Raw genomic sequence first — 17,842 nt, forward strand, 5'->3', positions numbered from 1 at the left:
ATCAGACCGAGACGCCCAGCTCAAGCCGGGTTTCGCGGCGGACGTCGGCCACCAGCGCCGAACGCCGCCACGCGCGGGTCACCTCGACCAGCCACGCGGCCTCCGCGCTCACGTCGGCGGCCACGGTCCGGCTGACGGGCGCGTCGGCGTCGTCGGGCTGGAAGCGGTGGCCGGCTTCGCGCGCGACGAGGGCCGCCGCCAGCGTGGCGGCGTCGACGGTCGCGGCCACCCGCCGCGTCGGCACGCCTTCGCGCCGCGCCCGGTCCACGACTCGCGCCGGCAGGTCCGGGTCGAAGTACGGGCGCAAAACGAGGTGCCCGTCTCGGATCTCGATCACGCGCCGGTAGAGGGCGAACTCCGCGCCACGCCCCAGCCCGCGCGCCGGATCCAGGGCGATCCCGGGCACGGCGTCGCGCAGCACCGTCCACAGTGGCTCGATGCGGCGGTAACCGCGGTACGCGCGCAGCCACCGCACCGGCGCCCCCAGCGACGGCCCCCACACCGACAACGTCGACCCCGCCACCGCGAGCACCACGCACGTCGCCCCGAGCACCGCGGCCGGCAGGTCCTCCGTCGCCCCGACACGGCCGGTGGCGACGAGCGAGGCCACGTCGTCGAGGTCCCACAGCGTCCACGCCACGCCCGCCACCGCACCGGCGAAGATCAGCCACAACCCCGTGCGCAGTGAACCCGCGCGGGCGCGCGCCGCGAACCGCGCGAAGAACACCGCGACCAGCACGAGGCTGAGCACGCCGTACACGACGAACACGAGCTCGTACGCCACCAGAAACGGTCGCCGCCCAGTGGCGACGACCGTCTCGTCGCCCGCGCGGTCGGGCCCCGCGAGGGTGAACAGCACGATCTCGGTGGCGATCACCAGCCACGACAGCACCGCGTGCCAGCCGAGCCGCGCGTCGGCGCCGAACCGCATGGAGCGCGTGAACGCGACCGTGAACCCGATCGCGCCGAACTTCGCCAGGTCGCCGGCCAGCGGCGCGTACTCGCCGTACCAGACCTGGTGGCCGGCCAGCTCGTCCATCGCCGGCATGCCGTCGGTGATGCCGAGTGCGATGCAGATGCCGAAGCCCGCGAGGAACCACAGCGTGCGCGCGGGCTGGTCGCGCCCGGCGTCGAGCAGCTTCACGCCGAAACCGGCGAACCCGAGCACGCAGGCCAGGTACGCCAGCGTCTCGATCACGGGTTCCGACGGCGCGGACGGCCGCCGAACATGTCGTCCATGCGCGCCAGCCCGCTGTCCCCCTGCGGGCGCGGTGCCTGCACCTTCGCCACGCGCTGGGCGAGCAGCGACGCCACCAGCTCGGCTTCCTGCTCCTGCACCTCGGAGTACGTGGTGCGGCCCAGCACGCGCCGGACCAGCTCGGGCGAGAGGTTCGGCATCAACGCGCGGCTCACGGCGACGTCGATCGCCGCGCCCTCGGCGCCGGCGTCGGAGCCGACGTGCCCGCACAGCAGGTGACCCACCTCGTGCAGCAGGATGTGGCGGCGGTGCAAGGCGGTGGTGTTCGTGGGGTAGAGGATGTAGTCGGCTCGCGCGGTGCTCATCAGCAGGCCGCACGGCCCGTCGGACGGCACGTTGACCGGCATCAGCTCGATGGGCCGACCGCGGCCGGCGGCGATGCCCGCCACGAACTCGTCGGCGTCGAAGGGCTCGGGCAGCGCCGGCGCGTCGGCCAGGCGACGGCACCGTCGCCAGAGCTCGCGCCGCCGGTCCGCCACCGCTCAGCCCTCCTTCTTCGCGCCGCCTCGCGCGGCCTCCCTCCGGGCGATCGCGTCGATCATGTCGCTGATCGTGTCGAGCCCGTCGGGTGAGAGCGTGATCGCCCGCAGCGCCACGTCACGGACACCCGCGTCCCGCAGGGCACCCAGCAACGCCAGCTCTTCCGCGATCTTCACGCTCTGCTCGTCGTCGAAGAAGTATGCCGGAGGAACGCCGAAAAACTGCGCGAGTGCCTCCAGATGACGCTTCGTGGGATTGTCACGACGCCCGGTGCGCAGCTGCCAGAGGTACGTGGTGGAGAAGCTCTCCCCCGTCGCCTCACGACACGCGCGGGCGACGTCCTCGTGGCTGTACTGCTCGCGATCGGGCCGGCGCACGACGTGGAACAGCTGGTCGATCTTGTCGGCCAGCGACGATCTGTCCGGCTCCGTCATGCTGCTCCTCTTCCGCCGCGTTCATCTTAGTTGGTCACGCCGACGGGCGCATCAACGCAAGCTGCGGGGCCTCGGCTGGCACTTCGGGCAGGAGTACGACGAGCGGTTCATGAACGGTTCCCGCCTGATCGCCGTTCCGCATCGGCGGCACGGTAGTCCCTCCTGGCCGTACGCGTCGAGCGAACGCGAAAAGTACCCGGATTGCCCGTTCACGTTGACGTACAAGGCATCGAAGGACGTGCCGCCCACGGCGAGCGCGGCGCTCATCACCTCACCGGCGGCGGCCAGTAGTGCGGTGCCCTGCGCGTTGGTGAGCTTGTCGGTGGGCCGGGTGCCGTGCAATTTGGTGCGCCACAAGGCTTCGTCGGCGTAGATGTTGCCGACGCCGGATACGAGGGTCTGGTCCAGCAGCGCGCGCTTCACCTCGGTGCGCCGCGAACGCAGTGCCTTCACGGCCGCGGCCGGATCGAACTTCGCGTCCATCGGGTCCCGCGCGATGTGGGCGATCGTGGCAGGCAGCAGGTCACCTTCGACCTCGGCGAGATCGTCGAGCGCGAGGCCACCGAACGTGCGCTGGTCCACGAACCGCAACTCCGGGCCGTCGTCGTCGAATCGTACGCGCACGCGAAGGTGCTTCTCGTCGGGCGTGCCCTCGGGCTGCACCAGCATCTGGCCGCTCATGCCGAGGTGGGCGAGCACGGCCTCACCGTGCGAGAGCTCCAGCCACAGGTACTTGCCCCGCCGGCGCGCGGCTTCGATCACGACCCCGGCGAGCCGTCCGGTGAAGTCCTCGGCGCCGAGGGTGTGCCTGCGGATGGCGCGCGGGTGCAGGACCTCGACTTTGCTGACGGTGCGGCCGGCCACGTGGGCCTCGAGGCCGGCGCGCACGACCTCGACCTCGGGAAGTTCGGGCATGGCGTCCATTCTGCCCGCCGGGTACGACAGTTCCGGGCCGGTCGGGCGTCAGCCTTCGGTGGTCATCTGCCGAAAGCAGCGTTCCGAAAGCACTGTCCCCAAGACTCAGCTCGCGGAAGTGTCGCCGATTTTCGGGGCGCCGTCGGACCCGTTGCCGAGTTCCTCGGACAGCGCGCGCCACGCCGTTTCGGCGGCCTTCTGCTCGGCTTCCTTCTTCGTGGTGCCCGCTCCGGTGCCCAGCGCACGACCCGCGACGAGCACCGTGGCGGTGAACTCCTTGCGGTGGTCCGGACCGGTGTCCTCCACGCGGTACTCGGGCACGCCGAGACCGGAGGACGCGGTGAGCTCCTGCAGGCTGGTCTTCCAGTCGAGACCGGCCCCGCGCAGGGGCGCCTCGGCCAGCAGGCCGTCGAAGAGGTGGTGCACGAGCTTGCGCGCGACCTCGATGCCGTGGGCCAGGTACGTGGCACCGATCACGGCTTCGAGACCGTCGGCGAGGATGCTCGCCTTGTCCCGGCCGCCGGTGAGCTCTTCGCCCTTGCCCAGCAACAGGTGCGCGCCCAGACCGCCCTCGCCCAGGCCCCGGGCCACACCCGCCAGCGCGTGCATGTTGACGACGCTGGCGCGCAGCTTCGCGAGCTGGCCTTCCGGCAGGTCCGGGTGCGTGGTGTACAGGTGGTCCGTGACGACCAGGCCGAGCACCGCGTCGCCGAGGAACTCCAGCCTCTCGTTGGGCGGGAGTCCACCGTTCTCGTACGCGTACGAGCGGTGGGTCAGCGAAAGCCGAAGGAGCTCGGGGTCGAATTCGACCCCGAGCGCCTCGAGCAGTGTTGTGGGATCGGCCGCGGGTCCCCCGGCGGACTTACCCCCCATGATCGGCTGCCCGATCAGGCGGGCTCGACGACCTGGCGGCCGTTGTGCTGGCCGCACGTCGGGCACGCGATGTGCTGCAGCTTCGGCTGGCGGCAGGCGCGGTTGGAGCAGGGCACCAGCTGAACCGGAGCCGCCTTCCACTGGCTGCGGCGCGCGCGCGTGTTGGATCGCGACATCTTCCGCTTCGGGACGGCCACGAGTAGATCTCCTTACACCTGTCTGCCCGCGTTCACGAGCCGAACTGACTTCTCCCGGATCGAGCTGGACGCTCGTCAGGCTTGCTCTCCGGAGCCGTGCGCAGGCTTTTCGCCCGCGTTCTCGTCGAATCGCTCGACCAGCGCGGCCCACCGAGGGTCTATCTTCTCATGCCCGTGTCCGGGCTCGAGATCGGCCCACTTGACACCGCATTCGGAGCACAGTCCGGCGCAGTCCTCCTCGCACAGCGGCACGAGGGGAAGCGCCAGGACCACGGCGTCGCGGACGATCGGTTCGAGGTCGATCCGGTCGTCCACCAGGCGGGGGATCTCGTCCTCGTCGGTGGTCTCCTCCGTGGCGGAGCCGGGGTAGGCGAACAGCTCGGTGAGGTCGACCTCGATCTCCTCGGTGAGGGGGTCGAGGCAGCGCGAGCACGTGCCGATGGCGGTGGCACTCGCCGTGCCGCTGACCAGCACGCCCTCGACCACGGATTCGAGGAGCAGGTCGAGCTCGAGCGTCGAGCCGGCTTCGAGTGAGATGACGTCGGGCACGCCGAGGGTGGCCTCGAGCGGCACGGTGCGACGGACCTCACGGCTCAGGCCGGCGTGGCGGCCGAGCTCACGGGTGTCCACGACCCACGGGCTCTTGTCGTCGAGCTGCGCGGGGCGGGAGTTCTGGGCGGGGTTTTCTGACATCGGTTACCAGGGTACGCAGGGTGCGCCACCTCTTTCGAGCTGGTGCCGAGCGTCACTCCCGGCGCCCTGTGCCGGCCGGTCAGACCTGGTAGTCGTACAGCGTCGGGCGGCCGGCGCCGCTGCCACCGAGGTTCACCGGCGAACGCAGGTGGTTGCGGCCCGAGTCCACGGTGCGCAGCGTCGTCGCCAGCAGCTCCGAGAACTCGGCCAGCTTGCCGTCCACGTACGCGTCGCACTCGGCGCGCTGGCGGTCGGCCTCGGCGTGGGCCTCGTCCACGATGCGCGCCGACTCGGCGTGCGCGGCCTGGACCACCTCGGTCTGCGAGACGAGCCGGGCCTGCTCGGCGCGGGCGTCCTCGATGGCGCGGTCGTAGGCGTCGCGGCCGGCCTGGATCATGCGCTCCGACTCGGCGCGCGAGCGGTCGGTGAGGTTCTGGTACTCCGCCTGCCCGGCCGCGACCATGCGCTCGGCCTCGTTGTGGGCGTCGCCCATCATCTGCTCCGCGCGGGCGCGCGCGTCGGCGAGGATCCGCTCGGCTTCGGAAGCGGCGTCGGACACCGTGCGCTCGGCCTCTTCGTTGGCCCCGGCCACGGTCTCGCCGGCTTCCTTGCGGGCGGCGTGCAGCAGGTCGTCGCGCTTGTCCAGCACGTCCTGGGCGTCGTCGACCTCGCCGGGCAGCGCGTCGCGGACGTCGTCGAGCAGCTCGAGGACGTCACCGCGCGGCACGACGCAGCTGGACGTCATGGGCACCCCGCGGGCCTCTTCGACGATCGTGACGAGCTCGTCGAGTGCCTCGAAAACCCGGTACACGGCCACTCCCTCAAGCAGTAATCCCCGTTCGCTGAGGATCAGTCTGCCCGCTCGCCGGGCTGAACCGGTGAACGCGCGCCGGACTGGGCGTGTCCTCTTGCGAACGGCTCATGACACAGCGTGCCGCCCCACCCGCAGCGGTGAGGCGGCACGGCCGTTCCGAGCGTGGTCAGGAGTTGGCGTGGTCAGGAGTTGGCGTGGTCAGGAGTTGGCGCGATCAGGAGTTGAGGTCGATCGCCTTGAACGTGACGTAGCGGTCCGGCGTGTAGGCCAGCTCGCCGCCCTTCCCCTTGATCACGCGGTCGTTCGCGCCCACCGCGAACAGCTGGTAGTACCCCGCGGCACAGGCCGGCAGCACGCCCTCGCGGTTCTCGTAGGTCTGGCCGGTCGCGCCGCCGCGCACCTGGTTCACGACCGACTTCGCGGCCGAGGACAAGGTGGAGTAGCCGATCTTCGCCAGGCCCGAGAGGTTGCCGCAGGAGCCGGTGCTGCCGCCGCCACCGGCCACGTCGATGACCTTGAAGGTCTCGTAGTGGTCACCGGTGTAGAAGTACTCGCCACCCTGGCCGGTGATGATCCGGCGCGTGCCGCGGGTGCTCGCCCCCGGCGTGGGCACCGTGTACTCGTGGTAGTACCCGGACGAACAGGACGGGAGGATTCCTTCCCGGTTGTCGAAGACGACTCCGTCGTTCTTCGGGTACGGGAAGGGCCCGCCCTTCTTGATCAGGTTGTAGGTCGTCGTCGCCTCCGCGGGCAGCGCGGACAGCGACGTGTGCGAAAACCCGGACAGATTGCCGCACGAGTTCTGCAGCACGGACGCCGGCGCCGCCGGGATCGCGGGCGCCGCAACCGCAGCGGTGCCGAACCCGAGGAAACCGACCAGCAGGGCGAACAGGACGGTCGCTAAGCGCGAACGGTGGTTGGCCATTTTCGGACCGTAACCCGATGGGGTGGTCTTCAGGCTGCCGTCAAGTGAACAGCTTCACGCGCGCCCCGAAGTCCCGACGATGGTCGCAACCCGTTCGGGCGAATGCGCCGGGTGACCGTGCGGAATCCCGCTCGAGGACGCGCAGCCTTCGTGCTCGCAGCCAACCGGCACCTGGACGTAAACCCTCCCAGCGCGCTCGAGTTCGACCAGCCCGAGTGACCACCCGACCAGTCCGGTCGGCGACCTCACCAGCCTCGGTTGAAACCGCACTGCTCCTGCGCGGAACCGAGCACACCTCGCTCGCGACCGAGCAAGCTTTGTGCGAACCACACCCTGATCGAGAACTCGTACCCCGGCTCAAGACCCGGCGCGCACCCGTCCGCAGACCCACAGACCTCGATCAGCTCCGAACAGCCCTTGTCCGCAACCGCACTACCCCTGCCGCGGAAACACCTTCCCCAGCCGTTCGAACACCACCGGCGGCACCAGCTTCTCGACGTCACCACCCATGGCGGCGACCTCCTTCACCAGCGAGCTCGACACGAACCCGTAAGCCGGGTTGTTCGCCATCAGCAGCGTCTCGAGGCCGGTGAGCTCGCGGTTCATCTGGGCCATCTGCAGCTCGTAGTCGAAGTCGCTGACCGAGCGCAGCCCCTTCGCCACCGCCGCGATGTCGTTGTCCCGGCAGTAGTCCACGAGCAGTCCCTGCCACGAGTCCACGCGCACGTTCGGGATCTTCGCGGTGATCTCCCGCAGCATCTCCAGCCGTTCCTCGACGCTGAAGAGGCCCTTCTTGCTCTTGTTCACCCCCACCGCGACCACGACCTCGTCGAAGAGGAGGGAGGCCCGCTCGATGATGTCGAGGTGTCCGTTGGTGGCCGGATCGTAGGACCCGGGACAGACCGCACGCCGCATGCGCGGACGCTACCAAGCCGCGACGCTGCGCGCGCACCTCGTGACGGTTGCGTCACACCTGTGATCGACGCGAGTACTCGGCCCAGTACAGGGCGGTGTCGCCGTACTTCTTGTCCCGCGTCGGAGTGAACCGGGCCGGCCACGCGGGGGCGCCATCGCGGGCGGCGCGTTCGATCACCACCAGCGCGCCGTCCGAAAGCCAGCCACCCGCGTCCAGCGACGCGAGCACGGAGCCGAGCGCGGCGGCGTCCACCGCGTACGGCGGGTCGGCCAGCACCACGTCGAACTCCCCGGGCGCCGGCGCCGCCACCACGGCCTCGACGGACGCCGCACGCACCGTTCCGCCCAGGCCCAGGGCACCGACGTTGCCCCGCAGCACGTCGGCCGCCCGGCGGTCGGCCTCCACGAACCACGCGTCGGCGGCCCCGCGCGACAGGGCTTCGAGGCCGAGGGCGCCCGAGCCGGCGTACAGGTCCAGCACCCGCGTGCCGTCGAGCTCGCCCGCCACTTCCAGTGCGTTGAACAGGGCTTCGCGCACCCGCTCGGACGTCGGGCGGGTGCCCTGGGGCGGCACCTTGAGCCGCCGGCCGCCCGCCTTCCCCGCCACGATCCTCGTCACCCCGCCATCTTCGCCGAACGTCGCGGTGTGGCGTTGGGCAGGACTTGCTGAACCTCGCGCGCGCGGGCGCGTACAGTCGTTCTTCGCCCTCGTGAGGCATCGAGTCGTTTAGGAGCGTTGCGTGTCGGAACCCCGGGTGAGACGGGCGGAGATCGCCGTCGAGCAGGCCCACGTGGATCGGGTCTACACCCGGCTCGCCGAGCTGCGGGCACAGGCCGAGGCGATGCGCACCAAGGGCTACGAGCTGGGCCAGGGCGCACAACGCGAGGCGATCTTCGAACAAGCGTCGATGCTTTTCGAACGCGACATGATGGTTTTCCACGCCAACCAGACCCTGCAGACGCTCGACGCCGAGTACGAGGGCCTCGTGTTCGGCCGCCTCGACCACCTCGACCGCGAGCACATCTACGTCGGCCGCCTCGGCATTCGCGACAACGAGTTCGACAACCTCGTCACCGACTGGCGCGCGCCCGCCGCCGCCGCGTTCTACCAGGCCACGGCCGAGGAGCCGATGGACGTGGTGCGCCGCCGCGTGATCCGCTGCTCCGGACAGACCGTGCTCGACGTCGACGACGACGTGCTGATCCCCGACGCCGTACCCGAGGACATGCAGGTCGTCGGCGAAGGCGCGCTGATGGCCGCGCTGGGTCGTTCCCGCGGCGAGAAGATGCGCGACATCGTCGCCACGATCCAGAAGGAACAGGACGAGGTGATCCGCGCGCCCTGGCGCGGGGTCACCGAGATCACAGGCGGCCCGGGCACCGGCAAGACGGCCGTCGCCCTGCACCGCGCCGCGTACCTGCTCTACCGCCACCGCCGCCAGCTCGGGGGCGCCGGCGTGCTCGTGATCGGGCCGTCCGGGGTGTTCACCACCTACATCTCGCGCGTGTTGCCGTCGATGGGCGAAACCAACGTCGAGCTGCGCGCGCTCGGCGAGGTGCTCGACGGCCTCGCGGCCACGCGCCAGGACAGCTCCGAGCTCGCCGCGATCAAGGGCTCGCTGCGCATGCGGAAGGTGCTGCTGCGCGCGCTGCGGGACACCCCGCCGGACGCCCCGCAGGAAATGCGCATCGTCTACCGCGGCGAGGTGCTCAAGCTCTCCGCGCGCGAGCTGGAGAAGGTGCGCCGCAAGGCCCACACGCAGGGCGCGCCGCCGAACCGCGCGCGCGTGCGCACGGCCGAACTGCTGCTGGGCGCGCTCGCGGACAAGGCGGAGGAATACGCGAAGGCCGACGGCAAGCAGCTCGACCGCGCCGAGCTCGTCACCGAGCTCGGCGAGCGCATCGAGTTCCACCGCTTCCTCGTGGTGTGGTGGCCGGTCCTGTACCCCGCCCAGATCCTCAAGTGGCTCGGCGACGAGAAGCGCCTCGCCGCGGCGTCGAAGGGCGTGCTCAACCGCCACGAGATCAGCCTGCTGGCCGCCGATTTCGCCGACCGTTCGCGCGGCTGGTCCGTGGCCGACGTCGCCCTGCTCGACGAGCTGCGCGTGCTCGTCGGCCCCGAGCCCAAGCGCCGCCGGCGCCAGACCGTCCTCGAAGCCGAACCCGAACGCGGCTCCACCGGCGGCGGCACCCACCGACCCGAGCACTACGACGAGTACTCCCACGTCGTCGTCGACGAGTCCCAGGACCTCTCCCCCATGCAGTGGCGCATGGTCGGCCGCCGCGGCAAGTACGCGAGCTGGACCGTGGTCGGCGACCCGGTGCAGAGCTCGTGGCCCGACCCCGACGAGGCCGCCGCCGCACGCGACCAGGCGTTCGGCGTGAAGACCACTCGCCGCCGCTTCACGCTGCGCACCAACTACCGCAACTCCGCGGAGATCTTCGACCTCGCCGCGAAGGTCGTGACCGGCCACGCCCAGGCCGACGAGCTCCCCCGGGCCGTCCGCACCACCGGCATCGAACCCGAGGTCCGCCCCGTCGAAGCCGAGGCCCTCGCCGGTGCGACCCAGGCCGCGGTCAAGGAACTGCTCGGCGCCGTCGAAGGCACCGTGGGCGTCATCACGGCCATGGACCGCGTTCCCGAGGTCGAGTCCTGGTTCACCGACGAAACCGACGAACGCCTCAAAGTCGTCGGCAGCCTCGACTCCAAGGGCCTCGAATACGACGCCGTCGTGCTCGTCGAACCCGTGGACCTCGTCACGGAATCCTCGACGGGCCGCCGCGTCCTCTACGTCGCCCTCACCCGGGCGACCCAGCACCTCATCGTGCTGGCCTCGAACCCGGACTGGCTGCCGTCCGCCTGAGCCGCTCCGAACCGTCGCCGCTCAGTGGCGAGGCCGCCGCCGACCTCGCCACACCCCGAGCCCGGCTTCGGGATTCGCCACTGACCGGCGCCACATCCTCGGGCAGCGGCCGCCCCCATCTCGACCCCGGCTTCGGGACCGACCATCACGATTCGCCTCTGATCGGCGACCAGCAGCACACCGGCCCAGCCACGCGCACTACGCCAGACGAAGACTCCGGACTGGATCGCCCGATTCGCCACTGACCGGCGACACACCCTCCAGCGGCGGCCGCCCGCCAAGTCGGCCCCATTTCCAAACGCGACCTTCACGACTCGCCGCTGATCGCCAACCAACACCACACCAGCCGCAGCCACGCACTGCGCCAGATGGAGACTCCGGCTGATCGCCCAATTCGCCACTGATCGGCAACGCCCTGATGAGAGCACCGAAACCACCACTCGAGCCGGCACCTCCAGCCTCCTGATCGACCGTCGTCCCCATCCCGCCGGCCGGGCGCCCGGGTTCGCCACCCAGTGGCGAATCCCCCTCGCCTGCCTGATCACCTCCGTCTCCAACCTGAGCCGACCGCCACACCACGAGAGGCCACTCGGCGGGAAGGGAACAGCTGCCTTGTGCGTTACTGCTCAACGTGAGCTCTCTGCCTGACGTCCCGCTGTCCGTTCTCGACCTCTCCCCCGTTTCGGACGGGCACGGGGTCGGCGAAGCGCTGCGCAACACGATCGACCTCGCCCGTCACGCCGAGCGGCTGGGGTATCGCCGCTACTGGCTCGCCGAGCACCACAACATGCCGGGCATCGCCAGCTCGGCGACGGTGGTGCTGATCGGGACCGTCGCCGACGCCACGGAGTCGATCCGCGTGGGCTCCGGCGGCATCATGCTGCCCAACCACGCGCCACTCGTGGTGGCCGAGCAGTTCGGCACGCTGGAGGCGCTGCACCCGAACCGCATCGACCTCGGCATCGGGCGCGCTCCCGGCACCGACCAGCGCACGGCACTCGCGTTGCGCGGCCCCGGCGGGCTGTCCGCCGAGAACTTCCCCGAGCAGCTGATGGAGCTGCTCGAGTACTTCGAGCGTGACCCCGCGCGCGGCGTCAACGCCGTGACCGCCGAAGGCAACAAGCCGCCGCTGTGGCTGCTGGGGTCGTCGGGCTTCAGCGCGCAGCTCGCGGGCCGCCTGGGTGTGCCGTTCTCGTTCGCGCACCACTTCGCGGCCGAGAACACGCTCCCGGCCGTGCAGCTGTACCGCGAGAACTTCCGCCCGTCGGAGACGCTGGCCGAGCCGTACGTGATGCTCGGCGTCTCCATCGTCGCGGCCGAGACCGACGAGCGCGCGCAGTTCCTCGCCGGCCCCAGCGGCCTCACGTTCCTCAGCCTGCGCCGCGGCCGCCCCATCGCGCTGCCGACGCCCGAGGAAGCCGCGGAGTACCCGTACACGGACATGGACCGCGCGTTCCTCAACGACCGGTTCGGCTCCAGCATCATCGGCTCGCCGGAAACCGTCCGGAAGGGACTCGAGCAGCTGCTGGCCGACACCGGCGCCGACGAGCTCATGGTCACCACGATGGTCCACGGCCACGAAGACCGCGTCCGCTCCTACGAGATCCTCGCCGACCTCAAGAACTGACGACGAGCGCAAGAGAGATCCCGGCCCCGGTGGCCGGGATTTTCTTTTGCCCGCCCACCGACGGCCGCGCCGCGGACAGCCGCTGCATCGGCCGTTCAGTGGCCAATTCGCGGCGAACGCGACCGGCCCCCGACGAAATCCCGCCCGTCGGCCGAAGACGCGCGCGTCTTCGCCCCCGGGACGACCACGTCGCCAACGCCGAAGAAGGGCGTGACCGGCGCACCACCTGCCCGTCTTGTATCATATGCTTGATACAAGACAAGGGGGCTTACGCCATGCCCATCGACAATGTGGTCCCGGTCGCGATCGTTTGCGGTCTGTTCGGCCTGGCCATCCTGTTCGTGCTCTGGCCGGGCCGGCGTCAGGGCGCACGCCTGCTCGCCAAATGGGGCGTGCCGGACGCGACCCCGGACCAGGTGTCCGTGGCCGTGCTCTACCTGCGCCGCCGCAGGTTCTGGTATCCGTGGCTGTTCGTGGGCCTCCCGTTCATCCCCGGCGCACGGGATTTCGCCGACGCCAACGACGTCAGTGCGATCATGACCGTGCTCCTCCTCGGCGGGTTGATCGCCGAGGTGCTCGCGCAACGCCCGGCTCCGAGCGCACGCCGCGAAGCCGTGCTGGCTCCGCGCGGCATCCTCGACTTCGCCCCGAAATGGGCGATCGTCGTGACCTCGCTGGCCGCGCTCGCTGCCGCGGTCCATCTCGCCGTGACCGGGCAGTGGACGCTGTTCGGCGTGACCGCCGCGGCCACCGTGGTCGCGTGGGGCGTGGTGCTCCTCGCCGTGCGACGGCCGGCCACCGGCGACCCCGACGTCGACCTTGCCCTGCGTTGCCGCAGCGCCCGCGTCGCACTCGGGCTCGCCACCGGCATGTGCGCCACGACCGGCTGGTCCGGCAGCAACCTGGCGTCGTTCCTGGCGTTCGTCGTGACGCTCGCCGCGTTCATCGCGATCGCCACGCCGCCGCGGAAACTGCCCGCGACCGCGACGGCGAAGTAGATGCCGTTGCGAGTGACCGTCGACGCCGACAACGGCGTCGCACCCTGGCGCCAGGTCCACGACCAGATCGTCCGCGCGATCGGCTCCGGCGCGCTGCCCGTCGACGCCCGGCTGCCACCGATCCGCCAGCTCGCCCGGGATCTCGGGCTCGCCTCCGGCACGATCGCCCGCGTCTACCGCGAGCTCGAGGCCGCCGGATTGGTGGCCACTGCGAGAGCGAAGGGCACGGTCGTCACCGGCTCGGCCCCACGGCCGGACCGCGCGTCCCTGCTCCGCGACGCCGCCACGGAGTACGCCCAGCGCATTCGGGAGCTGGGCGTGGATCCGGCGGACGCCGTCGACGCGGTGCGCACAGCCCTGAGCGAGGTTTCACGCGACAACCAGTGATCCGCCCCGGCCGGCGAGCGTTTCGCCATTTCGCAACCCATCTCCGGTACGGCTCGGGGACACCTCCTTCTGGCCGTACACACTCGTGGTCGCGCACCGGGGCCAAGACCACCGCCGAAGCGGAATCCGCCCGTGGGCAACGGGTTCAGTCCTGCAGCAGCACCCTCCCCACCGCGGCGATCACGGGCTCGAGGACCTCGAGTTCCGCGCCCACGCACTCCGTGATGCCCGCGCCGATCACGTCCAGTTCGGACAGTTCCTCGATCGCCTGGACAAGCTCGCTGACCGTGAGCCCGCCGGGCTCCGGACAGTTGGCGCCGTCGAACGACGCGGGGTCCAGCACGTCGAGATCGACGTGCAAGTAGACCTGTTCCGCGCCCGACGAGCGCAGCGTCGCGACGACATTTTCCGCGCGCACAGCCAAACCTCGGCCGATGGCCTCTTCCTCGGGAGCGTCGAAAACCCGCGTTCCGAACAAGGCCACCCGACCGGCCTCGACGGCTGGGCTCGCCGCGAACTCCGCGTCGCCTTCGCCGAGCAGCGACCGCAGCACCATGCCGTGGAACGCGCCCGACGGCGACGACGCGGCCGTGTTCAGGTCCGCGTGCGCGTCGAACCAGGCGACGCCGAGCGCCGGCCCGTAGCGGTATCGCGCGACGCCGACCGGGACGAGTTCGACTCCGCAGTCGCCGCCGATCGTCAAGACCGGGCCGCCCGGTGCTTCGAGCGCGGCGAGCTGCGCCGCGCGGTTCGGGCCCGTGAGCACGTCCCGGTTGGCGACGCCCGAGCGCACGTCCGACGTTCCTGCGTCCTGGTGGATGTGGTGCACCGGCAGGCCGAGGACGTGCCCGGCCAGCTCGGACAGCGCGAGGCAGCCTTCGACCAGTCCCCGTGCGCGGGGGCCGATCGCGCCCTGCCACTGCGGCACCGCGTTGATCAGCATGCGCCCGACGGTAGCGCGCAGGCCCGACAAAAGACGAGCCCGAGACGGCGCGAACGGCCCGTTCGCGCCGTGGTGGCACGAACGGACCGTTCGCGACAGTCGAAAGTGGCGCCGCGGCGCCCTACTCCAGCACGATGAGGAGGTCCCCGCCCTCGACCTGCTGAACGGAGGTGATAGCCAACCGACCGACCTTGCCCGCCGCCGACGCGGTGATCGAAGCTTCCATCTTCATGGCCTCGATCGTCGCCACTGTCGCACCGGCCTCGACCTGATCGCCTTCCGCCACCTGCAGCGTCACCACGCCGGCGAAGGGAGCGGCGATCTGCTTCGGGTTGCCCTTCTCGGCCTTTTCGGTCGCGGGGACGTCCGAAGCGATCGACCGGTCACGGATCTGGATGGGCCGGAGCTGGCCGTTGAGCGTCGACATCACCGTGCGCACACCGCGCTCGTCGGCCTCGCCGATGGCTTCCAGCTCGATGAGCAGCCGGACACCAGGCTCCAGGTCGACCGCGTACTCCTCGCCAGGGCGCAAGCCGTAGAAGAAGTCCTTGCTGGACAACACGCTTGTGTCGCCGTAGGCCTCGCGATGGGCTTCGAACTCCTTGGTCGGGCCGGGGAACAGCAGCCGGTTCAGGGCGCCACGACGGTTGTCCGTGAGGTCCTTGCGGTCCTCTTCGGACAGTTTCGCCACGGGCTTGGCCGCCGAACGGCCCTCCAGGGCCTTGGTGCGGAACGGTTCCGGCCAGCCGCCCGGCGGGTCGCCGAGCTCGCCGCGCAGGAAGCCGATCACAGAGTCCGGGATGTCGAACTTGTTGGGCTCGGCCTCGAAGTCGGCGGGTGAGACGCCGGCGCCCACGAGGTGCAGTGCGAGGTCACCGACCACCTTGGACGAAGGCGTGACCTTCACGAGGTGGCCGAGGATCTTGTCGGCAGCGGCGTACATGGCCTCGATGTCCTCGAAGCGATCGCCGAGGCCCAGCGCGATGGCCTGCGTACGCAGGTTGGAGAGCTGGCCGCCCGGGATTTCGTGGTGGTACACGCGGCCGGTGGGCGACGCGAGGCCGGCCTCGAACGGCGCGTAGATCTTGCGCACGCTCTCCCAGTAGGGCTCGAGGTCGCCGATGGCCTGCAGGTCGAGGCCCGTGGTGCGGTCGGAGTGGTCGGTCGCCGCGACGATGGAGCCGAGCGAGGGCTGTGAAGTCGTGCCCGCCATGGACGACACGGCGCCGTCGACCGCGTCCGCGCCCGCCTGGATGGCGGCGAGGTAGGTGGCCAGCTGGCCGCCCGCGGTGTCGTGCGTGTGGATGTGCACGGGGAGCTCGAATTCCTTGCGCAGCGCCGTCACGAGCTTCGCGGCGGCCGGCGCGCGGAGCAGGCCCGCCATGTCCTTGATCGCGAGGATGTGGGCGCCCGCTCCGACGATCTGCTCGGCCAGCTTCAGGTAGTAGTCGAGCGTGTAGAGCTTTTCGCCGGGGTCGGACAGGTCGGAGGTGTAGCAGAGCGCCACCTCGGCGACGGCGGTGCCGGTTTCACGCACGGCTTCGATGGCCGGGCGCATCTGCTCGACGTCGTTGAGGGCGTCGAAGATGCGGAAGATGTCGATGCCGGTGGCGGCCGCCTCCTCGACGAAGGCGTGCGTCACCTCCGTGGGATACGGCGTGTAGCCCACGGTGTTGCGGCCGCGCAGCAGCATCTGCAGGCAGATGTTGGGCACGGCCTTGCGCAGCTGTTCGAGGCGTTCCCACGGGTCCTCGGCGAGGAAGCGCAGGGCGACGTCGTAGGTGGCGCCGCCCCAGCATTCGAGGGACAGCAGCTGCGGCACGGTCGCGGCGACGACCGGCGCGACGGCCAGCAGGTCCTTCGTCCGCACGCGCGTGGCGAGCAGGGACTGGTGGGCGTCGCGGAAGGTCGTGTCGGTGACGCCGAGCATCGGCGACTCCCGCAGCCAGCGGGCGAAACCGACCGGGCCGAGCTCGGTGAGCTTCTGCTTCGAGCCCTCGGGCGGTGTGACGTCTGCGGGCAGCTGCGGCAGCTTCGCCGTGGCGTCGAGCGTGCGCGGGCGCTCGCCGTGGGGGCGGTTCACCGTCTGGTCGGCCAGGTAGGTGAGCAGGCGCGTGCCGCGGTCCGCCGAGTGGCGGGCGGTGAGCAGGTGCGGGCGCTCCTCGATGAACGACGTGGTGACGCGGCCTTCGCGGAAGTCCGGGTCGTCGAGCACCGCCTGCAGGAACGGGATGTTCGTGGAGACGCCGCGGATGCGGAACTCCGCGACGGCGCGCCGGGCCCGGCCCACAGCCGTCTGGAAGTCGCGCCCGCGGCAGGTGAGCTTCACGAGCAGCGAATCGAAGTGGGCGCTGATCTCCGTGCCGGAGAACGCGGTGCCGCCGTCGAGGCGGATGCCGGAGCCGCCCGGGGAGCGGTAGGCGCTGATCATGCCGGTATCGGGCCGGAAACCGTTGGCCGGGTCTTCCGTGGTGATGCGGCACTGCAGGGCGGCGCCGCGCAGGTAAATCTTGTCCTGCGAGAGGCCGAGGTCGGCCAGCGTCTCGCCGGAGGCGATGCGCAGCTGGGACTGCACGAGGTCGACGTCGGTGACCTCTTCCGTCACCGTGTGCTCGACCTGGATCCGCGGGTTCATCTCGATGAACACGTGGTTGCCCTCGCGGTCGAGGAGGAACTCGACCGTGCCGGCGTTGCGGTAGCCGATCTGGCGGGCGAAGCGCACGGCGTCGGCGCAGATGCGGTCGCGCAACTCGGGGTCGAGGTTCGGCGCGGGCGCCAGCTCCACCACCTTCTGGTGGCGACGCTGCACAGAGCAGTCACGTTCGTAGAGGTGAATGACGTTGCCCTCGCCGTCGGCGAGGATCTGCACCTCGATGTGCCGCGGTTCGACAACGGCCTTCTCGAGGAACACCGTCGGGTCGCCGAAGGCCGACTCGGCCTCGCGCGCCGCGGCCTCGATGGACTCGCGCAGCATCGCCGGGTCCTCGACGCGCCGCATGCCGCGGCCGCCACCGCCGGCGACGGCCTTGACGAACACGGGGAAACCGAGGTCGTCAGCCGCGGCCACCAGGGCGTCGACGTCGCTGGAGGGCTCCGATGAACCCAGCACCGGCACGCCGGCCTCGCGCGCGGCCTTCACGGCGCGCGCCTTGTTGCCCGTGAGCTCCAGGATCTCGGCGCTCGGGCCGACGAACGTGATCCCGGCCTGCTCGCACGCGAGCGCGAGATCCGGATTCTCCGACAGGAAGCCATAGCCCGGGTAGACCGCGTCGGCGCCCGCCTTCTTGGCGGCCTTGACGATCTCCTCCACGGAGAGATAGGCGCGCACCGGGTGGCCGGGCTCCCCGATCTCGTACGCTTCGTCGGCCTTCAGCCGATGGAGCGAGTTGCGGTCTTCGTGCGGGAACACGGCAACCGTGCCCGCCCCCAGTTCGTAGCCTGCGCGGAACGCTCGGATCGCGATCTCACCGCGGTTGGCCACCAGCACCTTGCGGAACATGCCCGGTCCTTCCCGTTTCG

Annotated in this window: 17 protein-coding genes; 4 read left to right on the plus strand and 13 right to left on the minus strand. The window is 70.7% G+C overall.

Annotated features, from left to right (window positions below; all coding sequences use genetic code 11):
• Position 1: 1 nt before the first annotated feature.
• The 11 genes from ACWEOE_RS35360 to rsmD all read right to left on the minus strand — a co-directional run bounded on the left by ACWEOE_RS35360 (position 2) and on the right by rsmD (position 8,123).
• Positions 2 to 1,198, minus strand: coding sequence for an MAB_1171c family putative transporter (locus ACWEOE_RS35360; protein ID WP_452017000.1), 1,197 nt, complete (start codon positions 1,196 to 1,198; stop codon positions 2 to 4).
• The gene (locus ACWEOE_RS35365) at positions 1,195 to 1,737 is read right to left on the minus strand and encodes a hypothetical protein (protein WP_452017002.1); all 543 of its coding nucleotides are present in this window, start codon (positions 1,735 to 1,737) and stop codon (positions 1,195 to 1,197) included. Before ACWEOE_RS35365 ends, ACWEOE_RS35360 begins: the two co-directional genes overlap by 4 nt.
• Before the next feature lie 3 nt (positions 1,738 to 1,740).
• Entirely contained in the window at positions 1,741 to 2,172 is a 432-nt protein-coding gene (locus tag ACWEOE_RS35370) for an XRE family transcriptional regulator (protein ID WP_452017004.1), read from the minus strand.
• Between the two features lie 51 nt (positions 2,173 to 2,223).
• Positions 2,224 to 3,087: a bifunctional DNA-formamidopyrimidine glycosylase/DNA-(apurinic or apyrimidinic site) lyase gene (gene mutM, locus ACWEOE_RS35375; RefSeq protein WP_452017006.1), complete on the minus strand. Its 864-nt coding sequence runs from the start codon at positions 3,085 to 3,087 to the stop codon at positions 2,224 to 2,226.
• A gap of 105 nt (positions 3,088 to 3,192) precedes the next feature.
• A complete protein-coding gene (gene rnc, locus ACWEOE_RS35380) occupies positions 3,193 to 3,960 on the minus strand; it encodes a ribonuclease III (protein WP_452017008.1) in 768 nt (255 codons plus the stop codon).
• A gap of 14 nt (positions 3,961 to 3,974) precedes the next feature.
• Positions 3,975 to 4,157, minus strand: coding sequence for a 50S ribosomal protein L32 (gene rpmF / locus ACWEOE_RS35385; protein ID WP_220237671.1), 183 nt, complete (start codon positions 4,155 to 4,157; stop codon positions 3,975 to 3,977).
• A gap of 75 nt (positions 4,158 to 4,232) precedes the next feature.
• Positions 4,233 to 4,850: a YceD family protein gene (locus ACWEOE_RS35390; RefSeq protein ID WP_452017010.1), complete on the minus strand. Its 618-nt coding sequence runs from the start codon at positions 4,848 to 4,850 to the stop codon at positions 4,233 to 4,235.
• A 79-nt stretch (positions 4,851 to 4,929) separates the two neighbouring features.
• On the minus strand, positions 4,930 to 5,661 hold the full coding sequence (locus tag ACWEOE_RS35395) for a DivIVA domain-containing protein (RefSeq protein WP_452017012.1): 732 nt from the start codon (positions 5,659 to 5,661) through the stop codon (positions 4,930 to 4,932).
• A gap of 217 nt (positions 5,662 to 5,878) precedes the next feature.
• A complete protein-coding gene (locus tag ACWEOE_RS35400; RefSeq protein WP_452017014.1) occupies positions 5,879 to 6,589 on the minus strand; it encodes a ribonuclease domain-containing protein in 711 nt (236 codons plus the stop codon).
• A 432-nt stretch (positions 6,590 to 7,021) separates the two neighbouring features.
• A complete protein-coding gene (gene coaD, locus ACWEOE_RS35405; RefSeq protein WP_452017016.1) occupies positions 7,022 to 7,504 on the minus strand; it encodes a pantetheine-phosphate adenylyltransferase in 483 nt (160 codons plus the stop codon).
• Positions 7,505 to 7,556: 52 nt separating this feature from the next.
• Positions 7,557 to 8,123 carry a 16S rRNA (guanine(966)-N(2))-methyltransferase RsmD gene (gene rsmD / locus ACWEOE_RS35410; protein WP_452017018.1) on the minus strand — a complete coding sequence of 189 codons (567 nt, stop codon included), beginning with the start codon at positions 8,121 to 8,123 and terminating at the stop codon, positions 7,557 to 7,559.
• 121 nt (positions 8,124 to 8,244) lie between these two features.
• Between rsmD and ACWEOE_RS35415 the strand changes: the two genes are divergently transcribed.
• The 4 genes from ACWEOE_RS35415 (at position 8,245) to ACWEOE_RS35430 (ending at position 13,380) form a co-directional block, all read left to right on the plus strand.
• Entirely contained in the window at positions 8,245 to 10,368 is a 2,124-nt protein-coding gene (locus ACWEOE_RS35415; RefSeq protein WP_452017020.1) for a HelD family protein, read from the plus strand.
• Positions 10,369 to 10,999: 631 nt separating this feature from the next.
• Entirely contained in the window at positions 11,000 to 11,995 is a 996-nt protein-coding gene (locus ACWEOE_RS35420; protein WP_452017022.1) for an LLM class flavin-dependent oxidoreductase, read from the plus strand.
• A gap of 275 nt (positions 11,996 to 12,270) precedes the next feature.
• Entirely contained in the window at positions 12,271 to 12,993 is a 723-nt protein-coding gene (locus tag ACWEOE_RS35425; RefSeq protein WP_452017024.1) for a hypothetical protein, read from the plus strand.
• Positions 12,994 to 13,380 carry a GntR family transcriptional regulator gene (locus tag ACWEOE_RS35430; protein ID WP_452017026.1) on the plus strand — a complete coding sequence of 129 codons (387 nt, stop codon included), beginning with the start codon at positions 12,994 to 12,996 and terminating at the stop codon, positions 13,378 to 13,380.
• 145 nt (positions 13,381 to 13,525) lie between these two features.
• Here ACWEOE_RS35430 and ACWEOE_RS35435 read toward each other — a convergent pair whose 3' ends face one another.
• Together ACWEOE_RS35435 and ACWEOE_RS35440 are read right to left on the minus strand one after the other, a co-directional pair.
• Positions 13,526 to 14,323, minus strand: a complete 798-nt coding sequence (locus ACWEOE_RS35435; protein WP_452017028.1) for an arginase family protein — start codon at positions 14,321 to 14,323, stop codon at positions 13,526 to 13,528.
• Positions 14,324 to 14,444: 121 nt separating this feature from the next.
• Positions 14,445 to 17,822 carry a pyruvate carboxylase gene (locus tag ACWEOE_RS35440; protein WP_452017030.1) on the minus strand — a complete coding sequence of 1,126 codons (3,378 nt, stop codon included), beginning with the start codon at positions 17,820 to 17,822 and terminating at the stop codon, positions 14,445 to 14,447.
• Between the last annotated feature and the right edge of the window lie 20 nt (positions 17,823 to 17,842).

The sequence above is a fragment of the Amycolatopsis sp. NPDC004368 genome (genome assembly GCF_053602515.1).

Excerpts from the sequence above, each read along its gene's own strand:
- ACWEOE_RS35370 (WP_452017004.1), bottom strand. The coding sequence starts at position 2,172 with ATGACGGAGCCGGACAGATCGTCGCTGGCCGACAAGATCGACCAGCTG.
- ACWEOE_RS35400 (WP_452017014.1), bottom strand. The coding sequence starts at position 6,589 with ATGGCCAACCACCGTTCGCGCTTAGCGACCGTCCTGTTCGCCCTGCTG.
- coaD (WP_452017016.1), bottom strand. The coding sequence starts at position 7,504 with ATGCGGCGTGCGGTCTGTCCCGGGTCCTACGATCCGGCCACCAACGGA.
- rnc (WP_452017008.1), bottom strand. The coding sequence starts at position 3,960 with ATGGGGGGTAAGTCCGCCGGGGGACCCGCGGCCGATCCCACAACACTG.
- ACWEOE_RS35390 (WP_452017010.1), bottom strand. The coding sequence starts at position 4,850 with ATGTCAGAAAACCCCGCCCAGAACTCCCGCCCCGCGCAGCTCGACGAC.
- mutM (WP_452017006.1), bottom strand. The coding sequence starts at position 3,087 with ATGCCCGAACTTCCCGAGGTCGAGGTCGTGCGCGCCGGCCTCGAGGCC.
- ACWEOE_RS35435 (WP_452017028.1), bottom strand. The coding sequence starts at position 14,323 with ATGCTGATCAACGCGGTGCCGCAGTGGCAGGGCGCGATCGGCCCCCGC.
- ACWEOE_RS35425 (WP_452017024.1), top strand. The coding sequence starts at position 12,271 with ATGCCCATCGACAATGTGGTCCCGGTCGCGATCGTTTGCGGTCTGTTC.
- ACWEOE_RS35430 (WP_452017026.1), top strand. The coding sequence starts at position 12,994 with ATGCCGTTGCGAGTGACCGTCGACGCCGACAACGGCGTCGCACCCTGG.
- ACWEOE_RS35440 (WP_452017030.1), bottom strand. The coding sequence starts at position 17,822 with ATGTTCCGCAAGGTGCTGGTGGCCAACCGCGGTGAGATCGCGATCCGA.